General features: G+C 63.0%; 16 protein-coding genes. 9 read left to right on the top strand and 7 right to left on the bottom strand.

Going from position 1 to position 20914, the window contains the following annotated elements; genetic code table 11:
* The first annotated feature begins 105 nt into the window (after positions 1 to 105).
* From RI103_RS36895 to RI103_RS36885, 3 genes are read left to right on the top strand one after another with little or no spacing between them, the layout of a single operon-like run.
* Positions 106 to 1845, top strand: a complete 1740-nt coding sequence (locus RI103_RS36895) for an IlvD/Edd family dehydratase (protein WP_310818987.1) — start codon at positions 106 to 108, stop codon at positions 1843 to 1845.
* 54 nt (positions 1846 to 1899) lie between these two features.
* The gene (locus RI103_RS36890) at positions 1900 to 2643 is read left to right on the top strand and encodes a GntR family transcriptional regulator (RefSeq protein WP_310818986.1); all 744 of its coding nucleotides are present in this window, start codon (positions 1900 to 1902) and stop codon (positions 2641 to 2643) included.
* 32 nt (positions 2644 to 2675) lie between these two features.
* Complete coding sequence (locus RI103_RS36885; protein ID WP_310818985.1) at positions 2676 to 3482, top strand: NAD(P)-dependent oxidoreductase; 807 nt, start codon at positions 2676 to 2678, stop codon at positions 3480 to 3482.
* Positions 3483 to 3575: 93 nt separating this feature from the next.
* Here the strand turns inward: RI103_RS36885 and RI103_RS36880 are convergent, their stop codons facing one another.
* From RI103_RS36880 to RI103_RS36870, 3 genes are all read right to left on the bottom strand, one after another.
* Positions 3576 to 4277, bottom strand: coding sequence for a fumarylacetoacetate hydrolase family protein (locus RI103_RS36880; protein ID WP_310818984.1), 702 nt, complete (start codon positions 4275 to 4277; stop codon positions 3576 to 3578).
* 89 nt (positions 4278 to 4366) lie between these two features.
* The gene (locus RI103_RS36875; RefSeq protein ID WP_310819340.1) at positions 4367 to 5326 is read right to left on the bottom strand and encodes a helix-turn-helix transcriptional regulator; all 960 of its coding nucleotides are present in this window, start codon (positions 5324 to 5326) and stop codon (positions 4367 to 4369) included.
* Between the two features lie 200 nt (positions 5327 to 5526).
* Positions 5527 to 6393, bottom strand: a complete 867-nt coding sequence (locus RI103_RS36870; RefSeq protein ID WP_310818983.1) for a LysR substrate-binding domain-containing protein — start codon at positions 6391 to 6393, stop codon at positions 5527 to 5529.
* A 128-nt stretch (positions 6394 to 6521) separates the two neighbouring features.
* On the opposite strand from RI103_RS36870, the gene RI103_RS36865 reads away from it, so the two are divergent.
* From RI103_RS36865 to ggt, 6 genes are all read left to right on the top strand, one after another.
* Positions 6522 to 7544 carry an ABC transporter ATP-binding protein gene (locus RI103_RS36865; protein WP_310818982.1) on the top strand — a complete coding sequence of 341 codons (1023 nt, stop codon included), beginning with the start codon at positions 6522 to 6524 and terminating at the stop codon, positions 7542 to 7544.
* A complete protein-coding gene (locus tag RI103_RS36860) occupies positions 7541 to 8671 on the top strand; it encodes an oligopeptide/dipeptide ABC transporter ATP-binding protein (RefSeq protein WP_310818981.1) in 1131 nt (376 codons plus the stop codon). The genes RI103_RS36865 and RI103_RS36860 overlap by 4 nt, the downstream gene beginning before the upstream one ends.
* Positions 8672 to 8774: 103 nt before the next feature.
* Positions 8775 to 10277: an ABC transporter substrate-binding protein gene (locus RI103_RS36855; protein ID WP_310818980.1), complete on the top strand. Its 1503-nt coding sequence runs from the start codon at positions 8775 to 8777 to the stop codon at positions 10275 to 10277.
* Between the two features lie 6 nt (positions 10278 to 10283).
* Positions 10284 to 11228, top strand: a complete 945-nt coding sequence (locus RI103_RS36850) for an ABC transporter permease (RefSeq protein ID WP_310818979.1) — start codon at positions 10284 to 10286, stop codon at positions 11226 to 11228.
* Complete coding sequence (locus RI103_RS36845) at positions 11228 to 12124, top strand: ABC transporter permease (protein ID WP_310818978.1); 897 nt, start codon at positions 11228 to 11230, stop codon at positions 12122 to 12124. Before RI103_RS36850 ends, RI103_RS36845 begins: the two co-directional genes overlap by 1 nt.
* A 61-nt stretch (positions 12125 to 12185) precedes the next feature.
* The gene (gene ggt / locus RI103_RS36840) at positions 12186 to 13823 is read left to right on the top strand and encodes a gamma-glutamyltransferase (protein ID WP_310818977.1); all 1638 of its coding nucleotides are present in this window, start codon (positions 12186 to 12188) and stop codon (positions 13821 to 13823) included.
* A 150-nt stretch (positions 13824 to 13973) separates the two neighbouring features.
* Here ggt and RI103_RS36835 read toward each other — a convergent pair whose 3' ends face one another.
* The 4 genes from RI103_RS36835 to RI103_RS36820 form a co-directional block, all read right to left on the bottom strand.
* A complete protein-coding gene (locus RI103_RS36835) occupies positions 13974 to 14189 on the bottom strand; it encodes a hypothetical protein (protein WP_310818976.1) in 216 nt (71 codons plus the stop codon).
* A gap of 86 nt (positions 14190 to 14275) precedes the next feature.
* On the bottom strand, positions 14276 to 14458 hold the full coding sequence (locus RI103_RS36830; RefSeq protein WP_310818975.1) for a hypothetical protein: 183 nt from the start codon (positions 14456 to 14458) through the stop codon (positions 14276 to 14278).
* 292 nt (positions 14459 to 14750) lie between these two features.
* Positions 14751 to 15119, bottom strand: a complete 369-nt coding sequence (locus tag RI103_RS36825; RefSeq protein ID WP_310818974.1) for a response regulator — start codon at positions 15117 to 15119, stop codon at positions 14751 to 14753.
* Between the two features lie 208 nt (positions 15120 to 15327).
* Complete coding sequence (locus RI103_RS36820) at positions 15328 to 20883, bottom strand: AAA family ATPase (RefSeq protein WP_310819339.1); 5556 nt, start codon at positions 20881 to 20883, stop codon at positions 15328 to 15330.
* Positions 20884 to 20914 lie beyond the last annotated feature (31 nt).

Genomic DNA, 20914 nt, shown 5'->3' with positions numbered 1-20914 from the left:
GGCACCGACCGCAACAAAAAAAGAATCGCTTGCGGACAGACTATAAGTATCGGTAACATCCTCGTCAAGATTATTGATAATCTCATCGAAGATTTAGGAGCAACCATGAGCGAGAAGAAAAGCGGCTTGCGGCAGGGCCTGACGAACTACGGCGATGAAGGTTTCTCGCTTTTTCTGCGCAAGGCGTTCATCAAGGGCGCGGGCTATACCGACGACGCGTTGTCGCGTCCCATCGTGGCCATTGCGAACACGGGCAGTGCCTACAACCCGTGCCACGGCAACGCGCCGCAGTTGATCGAGGCCGTAAAACGCGGCGTGATGCTGGCTGGCGGGCTGCCTGTCGAATTCCCGACCATTTCGATCGCCGAGAGTTTTTCGCATCCGACCAGCATGTATCTGCGCAATCTGATGTCGATGGACACGGAGGAGATGATCCGGGCCCAGCCGATGGACGCAGTGGTGCTGATCGGCGGCTGCGACAAAACCGTGCCGGCCCAGTTGATGGGTGCGGCGGCAGCGGGCGTTCCCGCTATTCAACTGGTGACGGGTGCCATGCTCACCGGCTCGCATCGCGGTGAACGGGTGGGGGCGTGCACGGACTGCCGTCGTTTCTGGGCGAGTTTTCGCGGCGACCAGATCGACGAAGCCGAGATCGAAGCGGTCAACAATCAGCTCGTCGCGACGGTCGGGACCTGTTCGGTGATGGGAACGGCAAGCACGATGGCCTGCATCGCGGAAGCCTTGGGCATCATGCTGCCGGGTGGCGCGTCCGCGCCTGCGGTGACCGCCGACCGTATCCGCATTGCGGAGCGCACCGGCGCGCAGGCCGTGGCGATGATCGGCAAGGATCTGAGTCCAGCGGCCATCCTGACGCCCAAGGCGATCGAAAACGCGTTGCGCGTGCTGCTCGCCATCGGCGGCTCGACCAACGGCATCATTCACCTCACGGCAATTGCGGGCCGGCTCGGGATTCGCATCGACCTCGAGCAACTCGACCGGATCGCGCGTGAAACGCCGGTGCTCGTCGATTTGAAACCGTCTGGACAGCATTACATGGAAGATCTGCATCGCGCCGGCGGGCTGACCACGGTCATGCGCGAAATGAAAGGCCTGCTGCATCTCGACGCGCTCACCGTGACCGGCCGTACGCTCGGCGAGGAACTGGACGCCGCCCCGGCGAGTTTCCCGCAAGAAGTTGTCCGCCCGTTTGCCCGCCCGATCTTTCCGCAAGGCGGGATTGCTGTGCTGCGTGGCAACCTTGCGCCGGGCGGCGCGATCATCAAGCAGTCAGCGGCAAGCGCCAGCCTGATGGAGCACGAAGGGCGGGCCGTCGTCTTCGAGGACGCGGAGGATCTGGCTCGCCGTATCGACGATCCGGAGCTGGAAGTGGAAGCGCACGACATACTCGTGCTCAAGCGGATCGGTCCGGTCGGTGCACCGGGGATGCCGGAAGCGGGCTACATTCCGATCCCGCGCAAGCTCGGCCGCCAGGGCGTGAAAGACATGGTGCGCATTTCGGATGGCCGCATGAGCGGCACGGCGTCCGGCACCGTGGTCCTTCACGTCACACCGGAAGCGGCGATCGGCGGTCCCCTCGCGATCGTACAAACGGGTGACCGGATTCGCCTGAGCGTGGCACAACGGTCTATCGAAGTTGTCCTCAGTGACGAGGAAATCGCGGCTCGTCTCGCCACGTTGCCGGCGCGGCCTGTCGATCCCGACGAGCGTGGTTATCGCAAACTCTTTCTGACCACGATCACTCAGGCCGACCAGGGCTGCGACTTTGACTTTCTACAAGCTGCCCGTATCACCGCGACCGTTCCCGGCAACGGAAACAAGGGTTGAAGATCATATTTTCGTATAGGCTCGCGGCTTAGATCATTTTGCGGATCCTTTTCTATGAGCAACGCTGCCAAGCCCAAACGCTCCGATGCACCCACTGCGAAGCCGGTCGAGCGCGACCGCAATATCGACGAGACGCTGCGCAGCGTCTCGGACGAACTCGAGGAGCAGATCGTCCTTGGCGTTCTGCATCCACGCGAACGGCTCGTGGAAGACGATCTGTGCGAGCGCTTCAACCTGAAGCGCCATGTCGCGCGTCAGGTGCTGGCAGAGGTGGAGCGGCGCGGCCTGGTGGAGCGCCGCAAGAATGTAGGCGCGCTGGTCAAGTCGTTTACACCGCGCGAAGTCACGGAGCTGTATGCGCTACGCGAGCTGCTCGAAGCGGATGCGGCGAAGCGCATCGTTTTTCCGGTCAGCAGCGAGGCGCTCGCTGCATTGACGGCAATTCAGGCAGAGCACGACGAAGCTGCCGTCGCCGGCGATCTGCGGCGCGTGTTCCGCGCGAACATGGCTTTTCACCATGCGTTTTTTGCGCTGTCGGAAAGCCAGGTTCTCACCGAGGCGATTCGCGAGTATGAGCGCCGCACGCATGCCATCCGTTCGGTATCTATCGTGTTTCCTCAATATCTGGAGAAGGCTCGCGCCGAGCATCACCAGATGATCGAGGCGCTCCGAACCGGCGACCGGGAATCGTTGATCAGGTTATGCCGTGACCACCTGGTGCCATCGCGCGATGCGTATCTCGAAGCGCACCATCGCCGCTCGGCTGGCTACGCCGTACAGAAAGGCGAAACCGATTAACTGTTTTTACCTGAATCACAGAGAGGGTATCAATGACTCGAGTACTGATTACCGGCGCGGCCGGTCACATTGGACGCGTGCTCCGCGCCGGTTTCCAGGGCCACTATGCGCTGCGCCTCGCCGATATCGCGCCGCAGGCGCAGGCGCAGGAAGGCGAGGAAATCGTCACCGCGGACATCACGCGGCTGGAGGATCTTCTGCCGGCCATGGAGGGAGTCGACGTCGTCGTGCATCTTGCCGGGATCCCCGACGAGGCTCGCTGGGAGCGCATCCGTGACATGAACATCGAGGGTTGCTACAACGTGTTCGAAGCGGCGCGGCAAGCAGGCGTCAAGCGCGTGGTGTTCGCGAGTTCGAACCATGCCGTGGGTTTTCATCGTCGCGACCGGATGATCGACAACAGCGTCGAGCCGCGCCCTGATAGCCGCTATGGCATCTCGAAGGTGTTCGGCGAGGCGCTAGGCCGGATGTACGCCGACAAGCATGGCATGTCGGTTGCCTGCATCCGGATCGGCTCGTTCCGCCCGGACAACAAGCCGACCGTACCGCGCCACCTCTTCACGTGGATCAGCCATCGCGACATGGTGCAGGTGGCGCGCCGCTGTATCGACTATCCGGACTTCCACTTCGCGGTCGTGTATGGCGTATCCAATAACGCGCGCAATCGCTGGGACAATGCCGACGTGCGCTATCTCGGGTACGTGCCGGAAGATGACGCCGAACTGTACGCGGCTGAGATCGCGGCAACGGGGAAGGTGGAAGATGCGCGCGAAGCGCTGTTTCATGGCGGCCCCGGCTGCATGGTCGAATTCGACGGTGAACCGCTGCGGATAGATTGAGCGCGGCGCGCGTCTTCCCGCGAAAGTGCGCCCGGTTCGCGCCGGACGCACTCGTTCGCAGACTAGACCTTGCGGCTACTTCCCGCGCCTCGTTCATCCGGCCAGCGGGCCTACCTCGAAACTAAAGGTTGCAACGCCGTCCAATCCGCCTGTGACCTTGTCGCCTGGGCGCAGTGCGCCGACGCCAGCGGGTGTTCCGCTGAAGATAAGGTCTCCCGGTTTTACAGTCACGGCCTGAGACACGTAACTGATGATGTCCGCGACAGGCCAGATCATCTCACTGAGATCGCCTTGCTGACGAACGTCGCCATTCACGGACAACCAGATCCGGCCGCTGGATGGATGGCCCAGCCCGGACGCGGGTTTGATCTCGCTCACCGGCGCGGACGCGTCGAAGCCTTTCGCCCAGTCCCACGGACGGCTCAGTTTCTTCGCCGTCGCCTGGAGATCCCGGCGTGTGAGATCGACTCCAACGCCATAGCCCCAGACAAAATCGAGTGCGTTTTCGGGGGCGATGTCCTTTCCTTCCTTGCCGAGCGCAATGACGAGTTCAATCTCATGATGCAAGTCAGAGGTAAGCGGCGGGTATGGAAGCACGCCGTTCGCTGGCACGATGGCATCGGCAGGCTTGGAGAAAAAGAACGGCGGATCCCGGTCCGGGTTGGCGCCCATTTCGCGTGCATGGTCGGCATAGTTGCGCCCCACGCAGAACACGCGGCGCACGGGAAAGCGGCTCGTCGAGCCGCTCACGGCAACGGAGGTGATCGTGGGTGGTGTCACTGAGTATTCGGTCATGGTAAGCCTCGCGAGTAGTATTGGCCTACCTACGATATCGGCTTGCGAACGCGTCGTGCAGGACAAACCCGCCGAACACCAGGACGATCTTACGGTGCGCCTTTGTGTGCGGTTGCGCCATCGTTTCGTTGACCGGCACTGCGGTGCATGTCGCGAAAGTCGCTCGGCGACTGACCGACCGACTGACGAAACCGCCTCGAAAAATAGGCTTCGTCGCGATAGCCGACCAGGAACGCAATGTCCTTGATGCGCCGGTTGTCGTTTGCCAGCAGATCCTTTGCGCGTGCGATGCGCCGCTCGGTCACCCACTCGACGAATGTCCGGCCCGTCTCTTTCTTGATGAGATGAGTAAGATAGTTCGGCGATAGAAACGCGGCGGCGGCGGCCGAGGTCAGAGACAGCGCGTCGCTCGCGAGATGGGCATTGACGTGACGGTCCACGCGGACTAGAGCGTCGCGTCGGCCGAGTCGTTGTACGTTACGCGAGGAAAGCCGCAGTAGCTGATCCGCGTGTCGCTGGCATACGATCCCGATCAGCTGAAGAAGATACCCGCGCAGGAGGGTGGTCGCACCGAAGCCCCGCGTCTCATTGACCTCCAGCATGCGCGACAAGACCGGCTCGATTTCGGCGAGATCGGCGCCCTCCAGAATGAAGTCGATGTACTCCTGAAGCCTGAACGGTGCGAGTTCGGGCGCCTGCGTGATCGACACATCCTCGAGGTCCAGCGGATCCGCAATGCCGGCCGTATTGGCGTGTAGAAACGCCGGCGTAAAGTTGATGACGATGAAGCGTGAATGCGCGGGGTGCGGTATCAGATGCAAGCGATACGGCAGGATAAAAGCAACCGCACCCGCAGGAAACGGCCGGCGTACTCCGCCGATGTGCTGTTCCGTATCGCCGCCCAGGTTGATCTGAATTTGAAAGTATTCGTGCTTGTGCGGCTCTTCAATCGCCGGGCGTGAGGCCTGATCGCGTATATAGAAATCCAGGCGGTCGCTTCGCTCGGGCATTGCATACGTGCGTGATACCGCCGCCGGTGAAGCCTTCATGGCTGCGTGCTCCAATTGATTCAGGGTCGCCGGTGGGTTGCCTGCTGGCGCCGCCGTCGGGCGCAAGGGTCGCCGAAGATAACGCATGGCGGCGTCCGGGCGCCTGATGAGGCGCTTCCCCGCTTCCGGACGAAAGACTGTATCAGACCAGAAGTTGTCGTGTGCAGATGGACCGCGGTGAAGCGGCGGGCACCGGCCGCTCAGTCGTTGTGCAGCTTATCGATTATCGCCTGCGTGATGCCGGGCCGGTCATATGACGCGCGCTGGATCATGCCGACCGTGCGCAGCACCGGCGGATTCGAGATCGACAGCACGCGTAGTAACGGATCGTTGTGCCAGTTGCCGCGATGCAGAAGCGGTAGCACCGCGACGCCGACATTCTCGCGCACCAGCGCGGCGATCGTCTCGATCGAGTTGAGTTCGAGGTATTCGTTGACCGTCAGGCCGACGGTCTGCAGCGCATGCTCGACGACGCGCCCGGTGCGTACCCGCCGGTCGAAGCGCAGAAAGGGGTGGTTGCGCAGAATCCGCCGCGGATCGTTGTCACCGATTTCGCGGCTGACCACCAGCATCAGCGGCTCCGTGTAGAGCGTCGTCCACTTCAGCGTGTCAGGCAGCGCCGTATCGGCACGCCCGACGACCGCCGCGATATCGACCTCGCCCGCCTCGACCATCCGCGCCAGTTCGTCGGAGCGCGACGACAGCAGCCGCACATCCAGTTGCGGATGCGCGGCCTTCAAACGCGCGATGACCAGCGACAGCGCGCCGATCACCGACACCACCGCGCCGATGGTCACCGGCCCGACCATCGAATCCGCCGGCGTCGCTTCGAGTTCGGCCAGCAGATCGAAAATCTGCTCGACCTTCGGCCAGATATCTTGTCCGTGGCGGCTCAGCGCAATCTGCCGGCCGCTGCGGTCGAACAGCTGGCGGCCGAGCGCCTGTTCGAGCCCGCGCATCTGCAAGCTGACCGCCGCCTGGGTCAGCGCGACGCTCCCGGCCGCGGCCGCGAATGATCCGGTGCGCGCGACGGCCCGAAAGGTTCTCAACATGCGCAAGGTCGGCATCGCTCATTCCCAAGAAAAAATTAAGTACCGGTAAGAAATATTAATATTTTCTGTTGGAAAGCGCACCACATAATCGCCGCAGAGACAGCCTTGAACAGGACTAGCAGCTCGATATGGAGTTTTCCAGCATGACCGATGCCGCCCGCCGACCGGTTCTGGAGGTGCGCGGCTTTTCGTTGAAGTTCTCGCGTGCTGCGGAGGTGCCGAACCTCGTCCACGACGTGTCGTTCTCAGTCGGCACTGGCGAGACACTTTGCATCGTCGGTGAATCGGGCTGCGGCAAGAGCGTGACGTCGCTTGCGTTGATGGGGCTGCTCGCGAGCCCGCCTGCGCAACGCGTCGCCGGCACCGCGTATTTCGAAGGCAAGGACCTGTTCTCGTTGTCAGAGCGCGAACTGGCTGATATTCGTGGCAACCGGCTGTCGATGATCTTTCAGGAGCCGATGACGTCGCTGAACCCTGCGTTCACGGTCGGCGAGCAGATCGGTGAAAGCATCCGGCGGCATCGCGATGTCGACCGTGGGCAGGCGCGCGAGCAGGCGCTCGAGATGCTGCGGCTCGTGCGGATCCCGGCGCCGGAAACCCGGCTTGACGCGTACCCGCATCAACTTTCCGGCGGCATGCGCCAACGCGTGATGATCGCGATGGCGCTCGCGAACCGCCCGCGCCTGTTGATCGCCGACGAGCCGACGACCGCGCTCGACGTGACGATCCAGGCGCAGGTGCTGGCGCTCGTGAAAAATCTGCAGGCCGAGACCGGCACCGCGATGGTGTTGATCACGCACGACCTCGGCGTCGTCGCGGAAGTCGCCGACCACGTCGCGGTGATGTACGCGGGCCGCATCGTCGAATACGGTACGGTCGCCGATCTGTTCGACGACCCGCAACATCCCTACACGATCGGCCTGATGGGCGCGATTCCGTCGGTCGGCAAGCGCGAAGGCGCGCTCGCGACGATCCGCGGTTCGGTGCCGTCGCCCGAGTTGATGCCGAACGGTTGCCGCTTTGCGCCGCGCTGCCCGTTCGCCGAGCAACGCTGCATTGACGCCGCGCCGCCCGACAAGGTGATCGCCGGCGTGCATCGCGTGGCGTGCTGGCTTGCTCCGGTCGAACAGGCTGCCGCGCCGTCGTTGCGCAAGGAAATGGCATGACGACGCCCTCTACGCCGACGCCGCACGCACACCCGGCTTCGAATTCGCCGACGCCGATCATCGAGGCGCGCGCGCTGACGAAGCATTTTGGCGGTACGCGGCATCTCTTCACGCGCACGCCAACCGTCTACGCAGTCAACGACGTGTCGTTCGCGGTCGATCCCGGCGAGACGTTCGCGATCGTCGGCGAATCTGGCTGCGGCAAGTCCACGCTGGGCCGCCTGCTGGTCCGTCTGATCGACTCCACCGACGGCCGCGTGTTCTATCAAGGCAAGGACATCACGCATCAGCAAGGCGCGCCGCTGCGGCGGCTGCGCCGCGAAATGCAGATCATCTTTCAGGATCCGTTCGCGTCGCTGAATCCGGGCATGACGATCGGCCAGATCGTCGGCGAGCCGATCGCGCTGCACGGGCTCGCTCGCAACGGCGCCGAGCACCGCGAGCGCGTCGCGCAACTGCTGCGCACGGTTGGCCTGCAACCGGCCTACGCGGATCGTTACCCGCACGAATTCTCCGGCGGCCAGCGGCAACGGATCGGCATCGCGCGCGCATTGGCCGGCGAGCCGAAGCTGATCGTCGGCGACGAGCCGGTGTCGGCGCTCGACGTTTCGGTGCAGGCACAGGTGATCAATCTTCTCGAGACACTGAAGCAGGATCTCGGCCTCACGCTGATCATGGTCGCGCACGACCTCGCGGTAATCCGCCATATGAGCGACCGCGTCGCCGTCATGTATCTCGGCGAGATTGTCGAGCTGGCCGATGTCGATGCACTGTTCGACGCGCCGCTGCATCCATACACGCAAGCGCTGCTGCGCGCGATTCCGGCGAGCAGCCCGCACGAGCGGCGTGCGAAACCTGCATTGTCCGGCGATCTGCCGAGTCCGACCGCGCCGCCTTCCGGTTGCCGTTTCCATACGCGCTGTCCGCATGCGAAGCCGTACTGCGCGCAAGCGCGGCCGATCAGCGAACGACTCGAGGACGGACGGCAGGTCGCCTGCCACTTCTGGCGCGAGATCCAGAACGCCGGCGGCGGCGCACCGCTGGCCACGAGCGTCAGCCCGAAATTGATCGAGCGGCTCGCGATCTACCGCGACCGCCAGACGACGCTGGCCGCCGGCGGCGACTGAGCCGGTGGTCGGGATGAAAATCGGGTGAAGAATCGAGCTGCCGTCGCGCCAATGCCCGTTCACCAAACTGTTTTATGAATTGGACAACAAGGGGAAAGTCTTCATGCGAAGAATGTTGATTGCCGCGGCGCTCGCACTCAGCGCTACCGCCGCGATGGCCCAGACCAGCCAGACGATACGGATCGGCTTGCAGGACGACATCGGTTCGCTCGACCCCGCACGCAGCGTGCAGCTCGTCGACCGGATCGTGTTTGCGTCGCTGTGCAACGCGCTGGTCGATATCACGCCCGATCTGAAGATCGTGCCGATGCTGGCGACGTCGTGGACGACGAGCGCCGACGGCAAGACGCTGACGTTCAAGCTGCGTCAAGGGGTGAAGTTCCAGGACGACGAGCCGTTCAATGCGGCCGCCGTCAAGGCGAACCTGGACCGCGATCGCACGCTGCAGACGAGTAACCGCAAGAGCGAACTTGCGTCGGTCGATCACGTCGACGTAATCGACGACTACACGGTCGCCATTGCGTTGAAGCAGCCGGACGCCGCGCTGCTCGCGACGCTGACCGACCGCGCCGGCATGATGCTCGCGCCGAAGACGCTGGCCGATCCGGCTGGCGTCGCCGCGCATCCGGTATGTTCGGGCCCGTACAAGTTCGTCCAGCGCGTGCAGAACGATCGCGTCGTGCTCGAAAAATTCCCGGGCTACTGGGACGCCGACAAATACCCGGTCCAGCGCGTGATCTTCCTGCCGATCCCGGATAGCACCGTGCGCCTCGCAAACCTGCGCTCGGGTTCGCTCGACATGCTTGAGCGCCTCGCGCCGTCCGATGTCGCCTCGGTCAAGAGCGACGCGAGCTACAAGTTCGCGCCGGTCAGCGGCTTCGGCTACTACTACGTGACGTTCAACATCGGCAACGGCAAGCGCAGCAACGCGCTGCTGAAAGACAAGCGCGTGCGGCAGGCGTTCGAACTTGCGATCGACCGTGACGCGATCAACCAGGTGATCGGCGCGGGCATCTTCGCGCCGGCGAATCAGGCGGTGCCGAAGTCGAGCCCGTACTACAACGCGTCGCTGCCGATGACGCATCGCGACGTCGCGAAGGCGAAGGCGCTGCTGAAGGCGGCGGGCCACGAGCACGTCGACATCGAGTTCACTTACCCGAACAACACGGTGTCGAGCCAGATCGTGCAGATGATGCAGGCGATGGTCGGCGAAGCCGGCTTCAACCTGAAGCTGCGGCCGACCGACTATGCGACCGAGCTCAATGCCGCGCACAGCGGTGACTTCGAGGCGATGTACCTCGGCTGGTCGGGCCGTGTCGATCCGGACGGCAATCTCCATCAGTTCAACACGTGCGCCGGCAACCTCAACTATGCGCACTACTGCAACGCCGAAGTCGATCGCTTGCTCGACGCCGCGCGCGTGAAGCTGACCGCCGCGGATCGCAAAGCGCAGTACGACGCGGCGTCGAAGCTGCTCGCCGACGACGATCCGATCGTCTACGTGTATAGCCAGCCGTGGCCGTTCGAGCTGTCGAAGAAGGTGCAAGGCTTCACGCCGTATCCCGACGGCCTGATCCGCCTGCGCGGCGTCAGCATCAAGGGCTGACCGATCATGCTGCAGATCATCGCAAATCGCGTGCTGGTCGCCATTCCGACGCTGATTCTCGTGTCGATGCTGATCTTTGGCCTGCAGAAGCTGCTGCCCGGCGATCCGGTGATGGCGATGGCCGGCGAAGATCAGGATCCGCAGCTGATCGCGTCGTTGCGCGTCAAGTACCACCTCGACGAGCCGGTGCCGACGCAGTACGCGCTGTGGGTCCGTGACGTCGTGCATGGCGATCTCGGCGCGTCGCTGCGCACCGACGTGCCGGTGACGTCGCTGATCGCGCAGAAGCTGCCGGTCACACTGCAGCTCGCGGCGATGGCGATGATCTTCGCGATCGGCATCGGCATTCCGGCCGGCGTCATCTCCGCCGCAAGCCGCGGCGGCGCGCTCGACTACGGCGCGAACGTCTTCGCGCTGTCCGGCATGTCGATCCCGAACTTCTGGCTCGGGATCATGATGATCTTCATCGTCTCGGTGCGCTGGCATCTGCTGCCGTCGTCCGGCTACGTGTCGCCGTCTGAGGACTTCTGGCTCAGCATCAAGACCATGCTGATGCCCGCGTTCGTGCTCGGCGCCTCGCTCGGCGCGCAATTGATGCGCCACACGCGCAGCGCGATGCTGAGCGTGCTGCGCACCGACTATATCCGGACCGCGCGTGCCAAAGGGCTGCTGCGCGGCACCGTCGTCGTCAAGCACGCCTTTCGCAACGCGCTGGTTCCGATTGTCACCGTGCTCGCGCTGCTGTTCGGCGAACTGCTCGCGGGTGCGGTGCTGACCGAGCAGGTTTTCACGATCCCCGGCTTCGGCAAGCTCGTCGTCGATGCCGTGTTCAATCGCGACTACGCGGTCGTGCAGGGTGTCGTGCTCGTCACCGCGCTGTGCTTCATCGTGGTGAACCTGTGCGCCGACGTGTTGTACGTCCTCCTCAATCCCCGACTGAGACGCAGCTGATGGCTACCCCCGCCACCCCCGTTCGCGCGTCGGCCGCTGCGTCGCAGACGACCGTACTGCCGCGCCGCAAGCGCCGCGGAATCACGAAGTTCATGCGCAATCGCGCCGCCGTGTTCGGCGCGGCGCTCGTGCTGCTCATCGTCTTGATGGCGGTGTTCGCGCCCTGGCTGTCACATTACGACCCGGTGCAGGCCAGCTTCATGACTGTGCGGCAGGCGCCTTCGGCCGTGCACTGGTTCGGCACCGACGAACTCGGCCGCGACGTGCTGAGCCGTCTGCTGTGGGGCGCGCGCGCGTCACTGCTGGCGGGCGTCGTGTCGGTCTGCATCGCGGTCGTGATCGGCGTGCCGCTCGGCTTGCTGGCCGGCTATTTCGGCAAGCTCGTCGACGGAGTGATCTCGCGAATCGCCGATGCGTTGCTGTCCATTCCGTTCCTGATCCTCGCCATCGCGCTCGCCGCGTTTCTCGGCCCGAGCCTGACCAACGCGATGACCGCGATCGGCATCTCCGCGATGCCGCGCTTCGTCCGGCTCACGCGCGGCCAGGCGATCACCGTAAAGGCCGAGGAATACGTCGAAGGCGCGCGGGCAATCGGCCTCGGCCACGCACGGATCATCGTGCGGTACATCCTGCCGAACGTGCTGCCGCCGATCATCGTGCAAGCAAGCCTGACGATCGCGACTGCGATCATCGCCGAAGCGAGCCTGTCGTTCCTCGGGCTCGGCCAATTGCCGCCGGCGCCGTCGTGGGGTTCGATGCTCAACACCGCGAAGGATTTTGTCAGTCAGGCGCCGTGGATGTCGATTTTCCCCGGCATCGCGATCTTTCTGGCTGTACTCGGTTTTAACCTGCTCGGCGACGGTCTGCGCGATGCGCTCGATCCGCGCGAGTCGTAATCGTAATCCATCACCGTTTCCATACACCGACAGCCCCCCATCACTTTCGTTTGAGTTTTCAATGACACGTTTCAATTGGCAAAACCCGTATCCAACACCCCGTTTGCCCGTGTTCGCGCGCAATATCGTTTCGACGTCTCACCCGCTTGCCGCACAAGCCGGCTTGCGGATGTTGTGGAAAGGCGGCAATGCCATCGATGCGGCGATTGCCGCGGCCGCGGCAATCACGGTCGTCGAACCGGTCTCGTGCGGCCTCGGCAGCGACGCGTTCGCGCTCGTCTGGGACGGCGCGAAGCTGCATGGGCTGAACGCGTCGGGCGTGTCGCCCGCCGCGTGGAATGTCGATTACTTCAAGCGTAAGTACGGCGAGGAAAACGGTCTCGCGAAGCGCCCCAAGCGCGGCTGGGATGCGGTGACGGTGCCCGGCGTGATCGCCGGCTGGGAAGCGCTGCATCAGAAATTCGGCACGCTGCCGTTCGCGGACCTGATGGAGCCGGCCATCGAAATCGCCGAGCGCGGGCACGCGGTGGCGAGCGTCGTTGCATACAAGTGGGCGGCGGCGGTGCCCGAGCTGAGGAACCAGCCAGGCTTCGCCGACACGTTCATGCCGCGCGGCCGCGCGCCGGAAGTGAGCGAACTGGTGCGCTTTCCCGCCCACGCTAAGACGCTGCGCAAGCTGGCCGAGCAGGGCCCGCGCGCGTACTACGAAGGCGAAATCGCCGAGCAGATCGCCGCGTTCTCGCGCCAGGGCGGCGGCGCGCTCACGATGGACGACCTGCGCAACTACCGCGTCGACTGGGTCGAGCCGATCGGCAAGGACTATCGCGGCCACACGGTGCACGAGATTCCGCCGAACGGCCAGGGCATTGCCGCGCTGATCGCGCTCGGCATTCTCGAGCAGTTCGACGTGGGCGCGCTGCCGGTTGACGGCATCGAATCGCAGCACCTGCAGATCGAAGCGATGAAGCTCGCGTTCGCCGACGTCTACCAGTACGTCGCCGATCCGCGTTCCATGGAAGTCACGCCCGAACAGATGCTCGACGACGCGTACCTGAAGTCGCGCGCGAAGTTGATCGATCCGAAGCGTGCCACGCAGTTCGATTTCGGCATGCCGAAGGCGGGTGGCACGATCTACATGTCGGTGGCTGACGAGCGCGGCATGATGGTGAGCTTCATTCAGTCGAACTACATGGGCTTCGGCTCGGGCATCGTCGTGCCGGACGCCGGCATTTCGTTGCAGAACCGCGGCTACGGGTTCTCGATGGATCCGAAGTCGGCGAACGTGGTCGAGGGCGGCAAGCGGCCGTTCCACACGATCATCCCGGCGTTCCTTACGCAGCAGGTGAACGGCCAGCAAGAAGCGGTGATGAGTTTCGGCGTGATGGGTGGCGACATGCAGCCGCAAGGTCATCTGCAGTCTGTCGTGCGCATGCTCGACTACGGCCAGCAGCCGCAGGCCGCGTGCGACGCGCCGCGCTGGAAGGTCAATCGCGACTTCACGGTCGACGTCGAGTCGACACTCGATGGGGACACGGTGCGCGCGCTCGAGGATCTCGGCCACACGATCAAATCGGTCGACGATCCGTACATGGACTTCGGCTCGGGCCAGTACATCTGGAAGCTCGATCGCAACGATCCGGAGCGCGGCTATGTGGCGGCAAGCGACACCCGGCGCGACGGACTGGCCGCCGGGTTCTGATCCGGGCAGCCGTACCGTACAAGATGCGTGAGCCTCGCAGGCGGCGCCCCGCCGCTTGCGAGGCTCGGGCTCAATGATGCCGCGCACCCGTGTGCGAGTTGATTGGGCGGGACAGACGGGCGGTTTGGGGCTCAGCGCCCGGCGTGATTGCTAGTGGTTCAGACAGAAGCACGCGCTCACAGCTTCGGCAGGCGACAGGCCAGTGTCGAAGTAAGCTTGCAAGCGGTGGACGATCGCCTCGTCAGGTTCCCAGGGCACGTGAATGAAGCCCTCTCCGAGGGCTTTCTCGTACACGGCTTTTGCCCATGTGCCCAAGTCGAGCTGGAACGGAAACGGCACTGCTATCTGATTCGACTGGATAAACATGACAACCTCCACAACATCGAAAATGCGAGTGGTCAAATCACGTGGATGCGAATAACGGCAGCGGATAGATACGACATGTCCGCGTTTCAACGATTCGGGCGCGCTACGGTCTTGATCATTGCGACAAGCACGGTCGCCACGACGACAAGGAAAGCGGACATGTAGATAAGCACGATGGTCAGCATCGGTTGCAGCTCCTTCAGAGATGCCGCGATTGCGGCGGCCACCACCGGCTGACACCATGAGCCACGATTGTGCAGCAGGTCCACGGCTTAAGCCGCGAAACGAACGGTGAGCATCGATCGTGAAGAAGCTGGATTCAGGTTCGCGTACAGATCGACGAACTGGTGATGAATGAGGCCGACCCTGTCAGGCGCATCGCGCTTGCACATTGGCCTTGAGAACAATGTACAGGTCCGAGGGACACGAAACCATTCTACGAACGGTTCGAACGCCCGTGCATGCGGATAGCAATCTCATACCCCCGTATAACTCGCGCATGTGCTGGAGGGGATGAAAGGCGTCCTTCGCAATGATTTCTTCTGACGGGTTGCCGACGCGCTATGGCCGACCCAGCGCAAGATCGAGCAAGCGCTCGATAGTGGTGGCATCCACGGGCTTTTCGAGGAAAGGGGGGGCGCCTCTGGCCTGGATTTTGGCCTCAAGCGCGGCAGTCGGGAATCCCGTGGTGAAAATGATCGGAATTGCGTACCCAAGGACCAGCAGGCGGTCGTGCAGGTCGATTCCGGACAAGCCCGGCATCCGTATATCCGAAATCAGGCATGACGTTTCGCCGATCAGCCCTGATTCCAGAAATTCTTCCGCCGATGCAAACACTCGTGCCTGCCACCCGAGCGAACGAACCAGACTCGCGGTCGCTACCCGGGCACCCTCATCGTCATCGACGACGGAAATAAATTGAGAAGACACAAGCGACGGGCCTCGACAGACCAAAAGCGGAGCGTGCCAGACGCAATCGTGTGGCATGCGACTCCAGATCAATCGTAGCTCGGAAGCCGTCGCACGGAAATCATACGAATGTATAAACGGCTCATGAGCGTGGTGCCGGTCCGGATGCGTCTCGACCGTGCTCTCAAACAGGACGATTGCTGCCCTGCATACCGCGCCGGCTTGCCTTTCAGGGCGCGCCGCCAATCGAAGGCAGGCTAAGCTGGAAGATGGCCCCATGCCCGGCATTGTTAGACGCCCACACCTCGCCTCCGTGGGCTTCGATGATCGAACGGCAGATCGACAATCCCATGCCCATTCCGTCGGCCTTCGTGGTGTAAAACGCGTCGAACAGCCGATTTGTGTCTTTCGGATCGATGCCCGGCCCCGAGTCCTGCACGGCAACGATCACGTGCCCATCGCTATCCCGATGGGACTCGATCAGGAGTTCACGCGAGTTGTCGCCGATGTCAGTCATCGCCTGGATACCGTTTATGACCAGATTGATGAGCACTTGCTGAAGCTGGACCCGATCGCCGAGCAGCGGAGGCAACCCTGAGGCAAGCTCGAGCCGCAACGAAACGCGGTGATTCAGGACTTCTCGCTGAACCAGGGCTACGACATCGTTGATCACATCGTTGAGTTGCAGTTGCGTTTTATGCGGCGTTGCCTTCCTGGTGAGCGTGCGGATACGCCGGACAATTTCGCTCGCGCGCCTGCCTTCGCCGATCATGTGCTGCACACAGGCCCGCACCTCTTCCGGCTGCGGCTCCTTGTGGCCGAGCCATCGCAGGCAGGCTTCGCCACTGGTCACGATCGCGCCGAGCGGCTGGCCCACTTCGTGGGCGATGGAGGCACTCAGTTCCCCGAGCGTTGTTACGCGAGTGGCATGGGCCAGTTCAACTTGCAACGCCTGCAACTGCTCCTCAGCTCGTTTGGCCGCGGTGCGCCGCGCTGCCAGTTCGGCCTCGGCCGCCTTCTGTTCGGTCAGGTCGAGCACGAACGCCACGCCGTTTTCCTCCGAGCCCGCCATTAGCGCGCCGCCGACCAGAACCGGGATGCGACCGCCGTCCTTGCGGATATATTCCTTCTCATAGGGCTGCGAACTGCCGCGCTGCCGTAGTTCTTCAAGCGCCCGCGCATCGGCGGCGCGATATTCCGGAGGCGTCATGGTGGCCCATTGGACATCGCCGGACAGCAGATCTTCTCGCGAATAACCTACGATCCGGAGAAACGCGTCGTTCGCGTCGGTGGCGATACCGGCCAGGTTCCAGAAGAACACGCCGATGATGTTCGACTCGACCAGCCGCCGGATGCGTGCTTCGCGCACGCGTAGCTCCTCCTCGGCCAGCTTGCGCTCGCTGTTCTCGCGCCGCAGGTCGGCGTAGAGCAGCGCGTTCTCCAGCGAGATCGCCGCCTGGGAGGCCAGCAGTTCCAGCACGGTCACGCGTTCGGGCGGGAAAGCATGCGTGGCCAGGTTGTTCTCCAGATACAACAGGCCGATCAACGCAGAGCGCCGCATGATCGGCAGGCACAACACCGACTTGGGTTGCCGGCGGGCAAAGTAATCATCTGCTGCAAAGGGATTCGGCTGCATCGCATCGGCCAGCAATACCCGCTCCTCGCAGCGCCGCACGTAATTGATGATGGACGCGGGCAGCACAGACTCGCGTATGGACGATTCCGGCAACGCCTGCGCGGGCAGCGTCTGGCGCAGATGCCGTCGTACCTGGATCGTCTGCTGCTCGACGCTCGCTTCGGCCGCGAGGACCAGGCTCTCGTTGCGTGCGAGCAGCAAATGGCCGGTCTGCGCCCCGGCATTTTCAAGCAGGATGTGCATCAGCGTGTCGACCAGATCCTCCAGCACGATCTGGCCAGAGATGGCCTGTGAGGCCTTGGTGACCGACAGCAGATCCAGTTGCTCGACGTTGCCGAACGCACTGGCCGCCGATGAAGCCGGCTCTTCGCGCAGTTGCGGCGCGCGCGCGTCGATCTGTTTGACCTTGCCGTCGGCGCCCCAGCGCGCAAAGCAGTCACGCGCCTTTCGCATGTAGGTGTCGGCAATTGTCTCGAAGCCACGCGTCCGGTAGAACGCCGACGCGCACTCATAAGCGATTGCCTCGTTTTGCACGAAGTGGTGCTCGCGTGCCGCTTGAATGGCCTGTTCGTAAAGCCGCATGGAATCAAAGTCGCGAGCTTCGAGACGAGCGATCTCCGCGGCTATCAACGCGGCGCGGCCCGCAAAATTCTCGGGGCAATTGCTAGCCCACATCTCGAACCGTTGATGGTGATCGGACAACGCCTTCAGGTGCCTGGGTCGTTCGTCAGCCGATACCGAATCGCAGTGCGCCGCGTGCGCCAGTGCGTCATAGAAATGATATTCCGCCACCTCGAAACAGAATGGCGACGTCCACAGCAACCGCTCAGCATTCGATGCCGCCGCGATGGCGCCAGTGTAGTCACCCGCATGGAAACGCGCTTGCAACTTGCGAATCCAATACCAGCAAGTCACAAGTGCGAGCCCCGGATCTGCGCCCAGATGCCGCTCGAAGCGGTCTTCGTCGAACGCAGCATCGTTGAAGGAGCCGAAATCGGGCGTCAGACCGCGGAGTCCAATGATCAGCCTGAGTTGCGCAGTCATGACGTCGGCGACAAATTCGAACCGCATCTTGCGTGCGAACGCGAGGCCGCTTTCGGCTTCTCGCTGCACATCGCCGAGTGGATCTCCGGACGCTAGAAGATTGGTGATCAGGTTGTTGCCGCAGTAGCCCGAAAACGTGAGGTCGCCGGTTTGGTTGGCCGTGTCAAAGGCGAGCCGCAGTATGGCGCGGCCCGACCGTATGTGCGACGTCCAGGGAACGATGAAGGCACCAAAGCACGCGTAGACGCGGGCTTTGAAGCGATCCATGCGGTACTTCTCAACGAGATCGACGCCGAGCTTGCCGAACCGGAGCCCGGCGCGGTAATCGCCGAATTGCGGACCGAGGGTCATGCCGAGCATGACGTAGGCGAATCCCGATCCATCGCTGTTCCCATGTTCGAGGCTCAGATTCGCCATACGGCCGGCGACGAGGCAATACAGGTTCATGTCGGTGGCATGCGCGGGCGGCTGGACGGCTGTTAGCACGTCGAGGGTAGCACGGCAGACGGGATCGGTCATCAAAGGCAACTCGAGGAGCTGCTCGATCGAGCGGTTGCCCATCCGTTGCCACAATTTCTCGTACTCCTGCTGCACCTCCTCCTTCCTCGGGTGCGCCGACCACGTGACGCCGACGGCACGGAGATATTCGAGGCTGACTTCAACGGCGCGGTCGGCTTGCCCCGCGTTCATATAAAGGGCCATGCGCAGGCACGCCACGGCGGCTTTATCGATGAGGTTTGCGGCGCGGTTTGAAAGCATCGACAGCCGTTGTTCCGCCGTCGTCAGGTAGCTGTTCAGGAATTCGCATTCGGCACGCTGAAAGCCGAGCGAGAACGTGAGCGCAGCGTGCCGGTCGGTGCCATCCTCTGTCACCAGTGCGTCTCCGGCGGTGAAGTAGGCGAGTGCCGATGCGTAGGCCGTCGCTGCCTTGGCACGCAGGCCAGCCGTGAGATTGAGTTCAGCCACGCGCTCGCGCTCTTGCTGCACCGTGATCAGCGCGGCGCCCCGATTGAACTGGTTCGCCACATCGAACAGATGGTCGGCGAGTTCGTCGGCCGTCATGTTCGAGAGGAGCACGCGGCCAATGCGCAGGTGTACTTCACTGCGGCGTTCTTCGGGAATCAGTGAATAAGCCGCTTGCTGGATCCGGTCGTGCAGAAACTTACCGCTGCCGTGGGTGCGCAAGATCAGATTTTCGCGCACCGCAGGCGCGAGGTGTTGCTCAACCTCGGCCTGGCCGCTGACCAGCGCGAGAATTCGCAGGTCGAACTTGTTGCCGAGGCAAGCGGCCAACTGCAGCGCTTCCTGTGCGGGGATCGGCAGTTGCCGTAACTTGCCCAGCATCAGGTCGACGACGTTGTCGGCAAAGTCTTTCGCCTTGATCTGTTCCAGGTCCCATTGCCATGCGTGAATCTGTACATCACGCCGAAGCAACCCCTCCTTGTGCAGCGCATCCAGGAACTGGATAAAGAAGAACGGGTTGCGCTCGGTGCGTTCGCAGATGAGGCGTGTGAGCGGCTCGCACGACGCGGGAGGTGCATGCAGCGTGTCGGCCACCAACTGGTTCAGATGCGCGACGGACAACGGCGCGAGCTGGATGTCGATCATCGCGGTGCCGCTTTGATGGATCGCATCGAGGCTCTTCATAAGCGGATGCGCTGCGCTCACTTCGTTGTCGCGATAGGCGCCGATCAGCAGCAGATAGCAGGTGTCCGGGTGGGTGAGCAGGTGTTCGACGAGCGCCAGGCTGGCTGCGTCGATCCACTGCAGGTCATCCAGGAAGAGGACCAGCGGGTGTGCCTTGCTCGTGAACACGGTGACGAATTGCCGGAAGACCAGGCGAAACCGGTTCTGAGCCTCCGTTGGCGGCAGCGCCGGTACCGGAGGCTGCGCGCCGATGATCAGCTCGACTTTGGGCAGCACATCGAGAATGAGCCGGCCATTGACACCGACCGCGGCCTGCAGTCGTTGCCGCCAGCCGGCGATGCGTGCCGCGCTTTCGGCCAGCAATTGCTGCACCAACTCGCCAAACGCTTGCGTCAGGGTGGCATAGGGAATGTCGCGCTGGTACTGATCGAACTTGCCTGAAATGAAGTAGCCATGCTTCGTGACAATCGGCTTGCGCAAGGCGTCGACCAGCGAGGACTTGCCGATGCCCGAGTACCCGGACACAGTGGCAAGCGCCGCCCGGCCGGTGGCCGTCATGAGTTCGAATACACCGAGGAGCGCGTTCGATTCCTGATCGCGCCCGTACAGTCTGTGTGGAATCTGGAAGCGATCCGATAGATCGTCCGTGCCGAGCCGGAACGGCTCGATCCGGCCGGCGGCGCGCCACTGCGCCAGACAGCGGTCAAGATCGGACTGCACGCCACGCATGCTTTGATAACGATCCTCCGGTAGTTTGGCCAACAGCTTCATGACGATGTCCGACACCGGTTGCGGCACCGTGGGTACGATATCGCACGGCGGCGGTGGCATGCGGGCGATATGGCAATGTGTCCATTCCAGCGGATCGCTCGCCTGGAACGGCAACTGACCGGTCAGCAGGCGATAGAGCAACACGCCCATCGAATAGCAATCGGTCCGGTAATCCACGGGACGATTCATGCGGCCGGTTTGCTCGGGGGACATATACGCCCACTCGCCCACGGATACGACAACGTCCTCTGGCGAGACGGTGTGTGCATGGGTCGTCGCGAGGCTGAAATCCACCAGCAGAACATGGCCGGTTTCCGGCGCGACCAGAATATTGGCCGGCCGTAGATCCCGGTGGATGATGTGGGCGGCATCGATGCCCACCAATGCATCGGCGAGGTGATGGGCGATAGTCAGGCAGCGAAGCAGGTCCGGGCGCGGGCTGCGGCACAACTCGGTCTCGAGCGACTCGCCTGAGAAGTCTTCCAGCACCAGCACGAGGCGCCCGCGGTCATCGATCAAGGTTAGCGGCCTGGCGACGCCAGCGATTTTCAACGTTTGAAGGAGCAGGTATTCGCGTTTGAAACGGGCGGATTGGACTGTGCCGGCGTCTTCGGGAAGGAGCTTCAGCAGCACCGGCTTCCCATCCGTCAGGCGGCGGGCACGATAGAGGGCTGAGCCCGCGGTCATGTAGACCCGATCAATGGTCTGACAATTCGCG

The organism is Paraburkholderia sp. FT54, assembly GCF_031585635.1.
Classification (GTDB): Bacteria; Pseudomonadota; Gammaproteobacteria; order Burkholderiales; family Burkholderiaceae; genus Paraburkholderia.
This window is presented reverse-complemented; position numbering and strand designations above follow the sequence as displayed.

Coding starts and splice junctions, on each gene's coding strand:
- RI103_RS36895 (WP_310818987.1), top strand. CDS start 106: ATGAGCGAGAAGAAAAGCGGCTTGCGGCAGGGCCTGACGAACTACGGC.
- RI103_RS36890 (WP_310818986.1), top strand. CDS start 1,900: ATGAGCAACGCTGCCAAGCCCAAACGCTCCGATGCACCCACTGCGAAG.
- RI103_RS36885 (WP_310818985.1), top strand. CDS start 2,676: ATGACTCGAGTACTGATTACCGGCGCGGCCGGTCACATTGGACGCGTG.
- RI103_RS36880 (WP_310818984.1), bottom strand. CDS start 4,277: ATGACCGAATACTCAGTGACACCACCCACGATCACCTCCGTTGCCGTG.
- RI103_RS36875 (WP_310819340.1), bottom strand. CDS start 5,326: ATGAAGGCTTCACCGGCGGCGGTATCACGCACGTATGCAATGCCCGAG.
- RI103_RS36870 (WP_310818983.1), bottom strand. CDS start 6,393: ATGCCGACCTTGCGCATGTTGAGAACCTTTCGGGCCGTCGCGCGCACC.
- RI103_RS36865 (WP_310818982.1), top strand. CDS start 6,522: ATGACCGATGCCGCCCGCCGACCGGTTCTGGAGGTGCGCGGCTTTTCG.
- RI103_RS36860 (WP_310818981.1), top strand. CDS start 7,541: ATGACGACGCCCTCTACGCCGACGCCGCACGCACACCCGGCTTCGAAT.
- RI103_RS36855 (WP_310818980.1), top strand. CDS start 8,775: ATGCGAAGAATGTTGATTGCCGCGGCGCTCGCACTCAGCGCTACCGCC.
- RI103_RS36850 (WP_310818979.1), top strand. CDS start 10,284: ATGCTGCAGATCATCGCAAATCGCGTGCTGGTCGCCATTCCGACGCTG.
- RI103_RS36845 (WP_310818978.1), top strand. CDS start 11,228: ATGGCTACCCCCGCCACCCCCGTTCGCGCGTCGGCCGCTGCGTCGCAG.
- ggt (WP_310818977.1), top strand. CDS start 12,186: ATGACACGTTTCAATTGGCAAAACCCGTATCCAACACCCCGTTTGCCC.
- RI103_RS36835 (WP_310818976.1), bottom strand. CDS start 14,189: ATGTTTATCCAGTCGAATCAGATAGCAGTGCCGTTTCCGTTCCAGCTC.
- RI103_RS36820 (WP_310819339.1), bottom strand. CDS start 20,883: ATGACCGCGGGCTCAGCCCTCTATCGTGCCCGCCGCCTGACGGATGGG.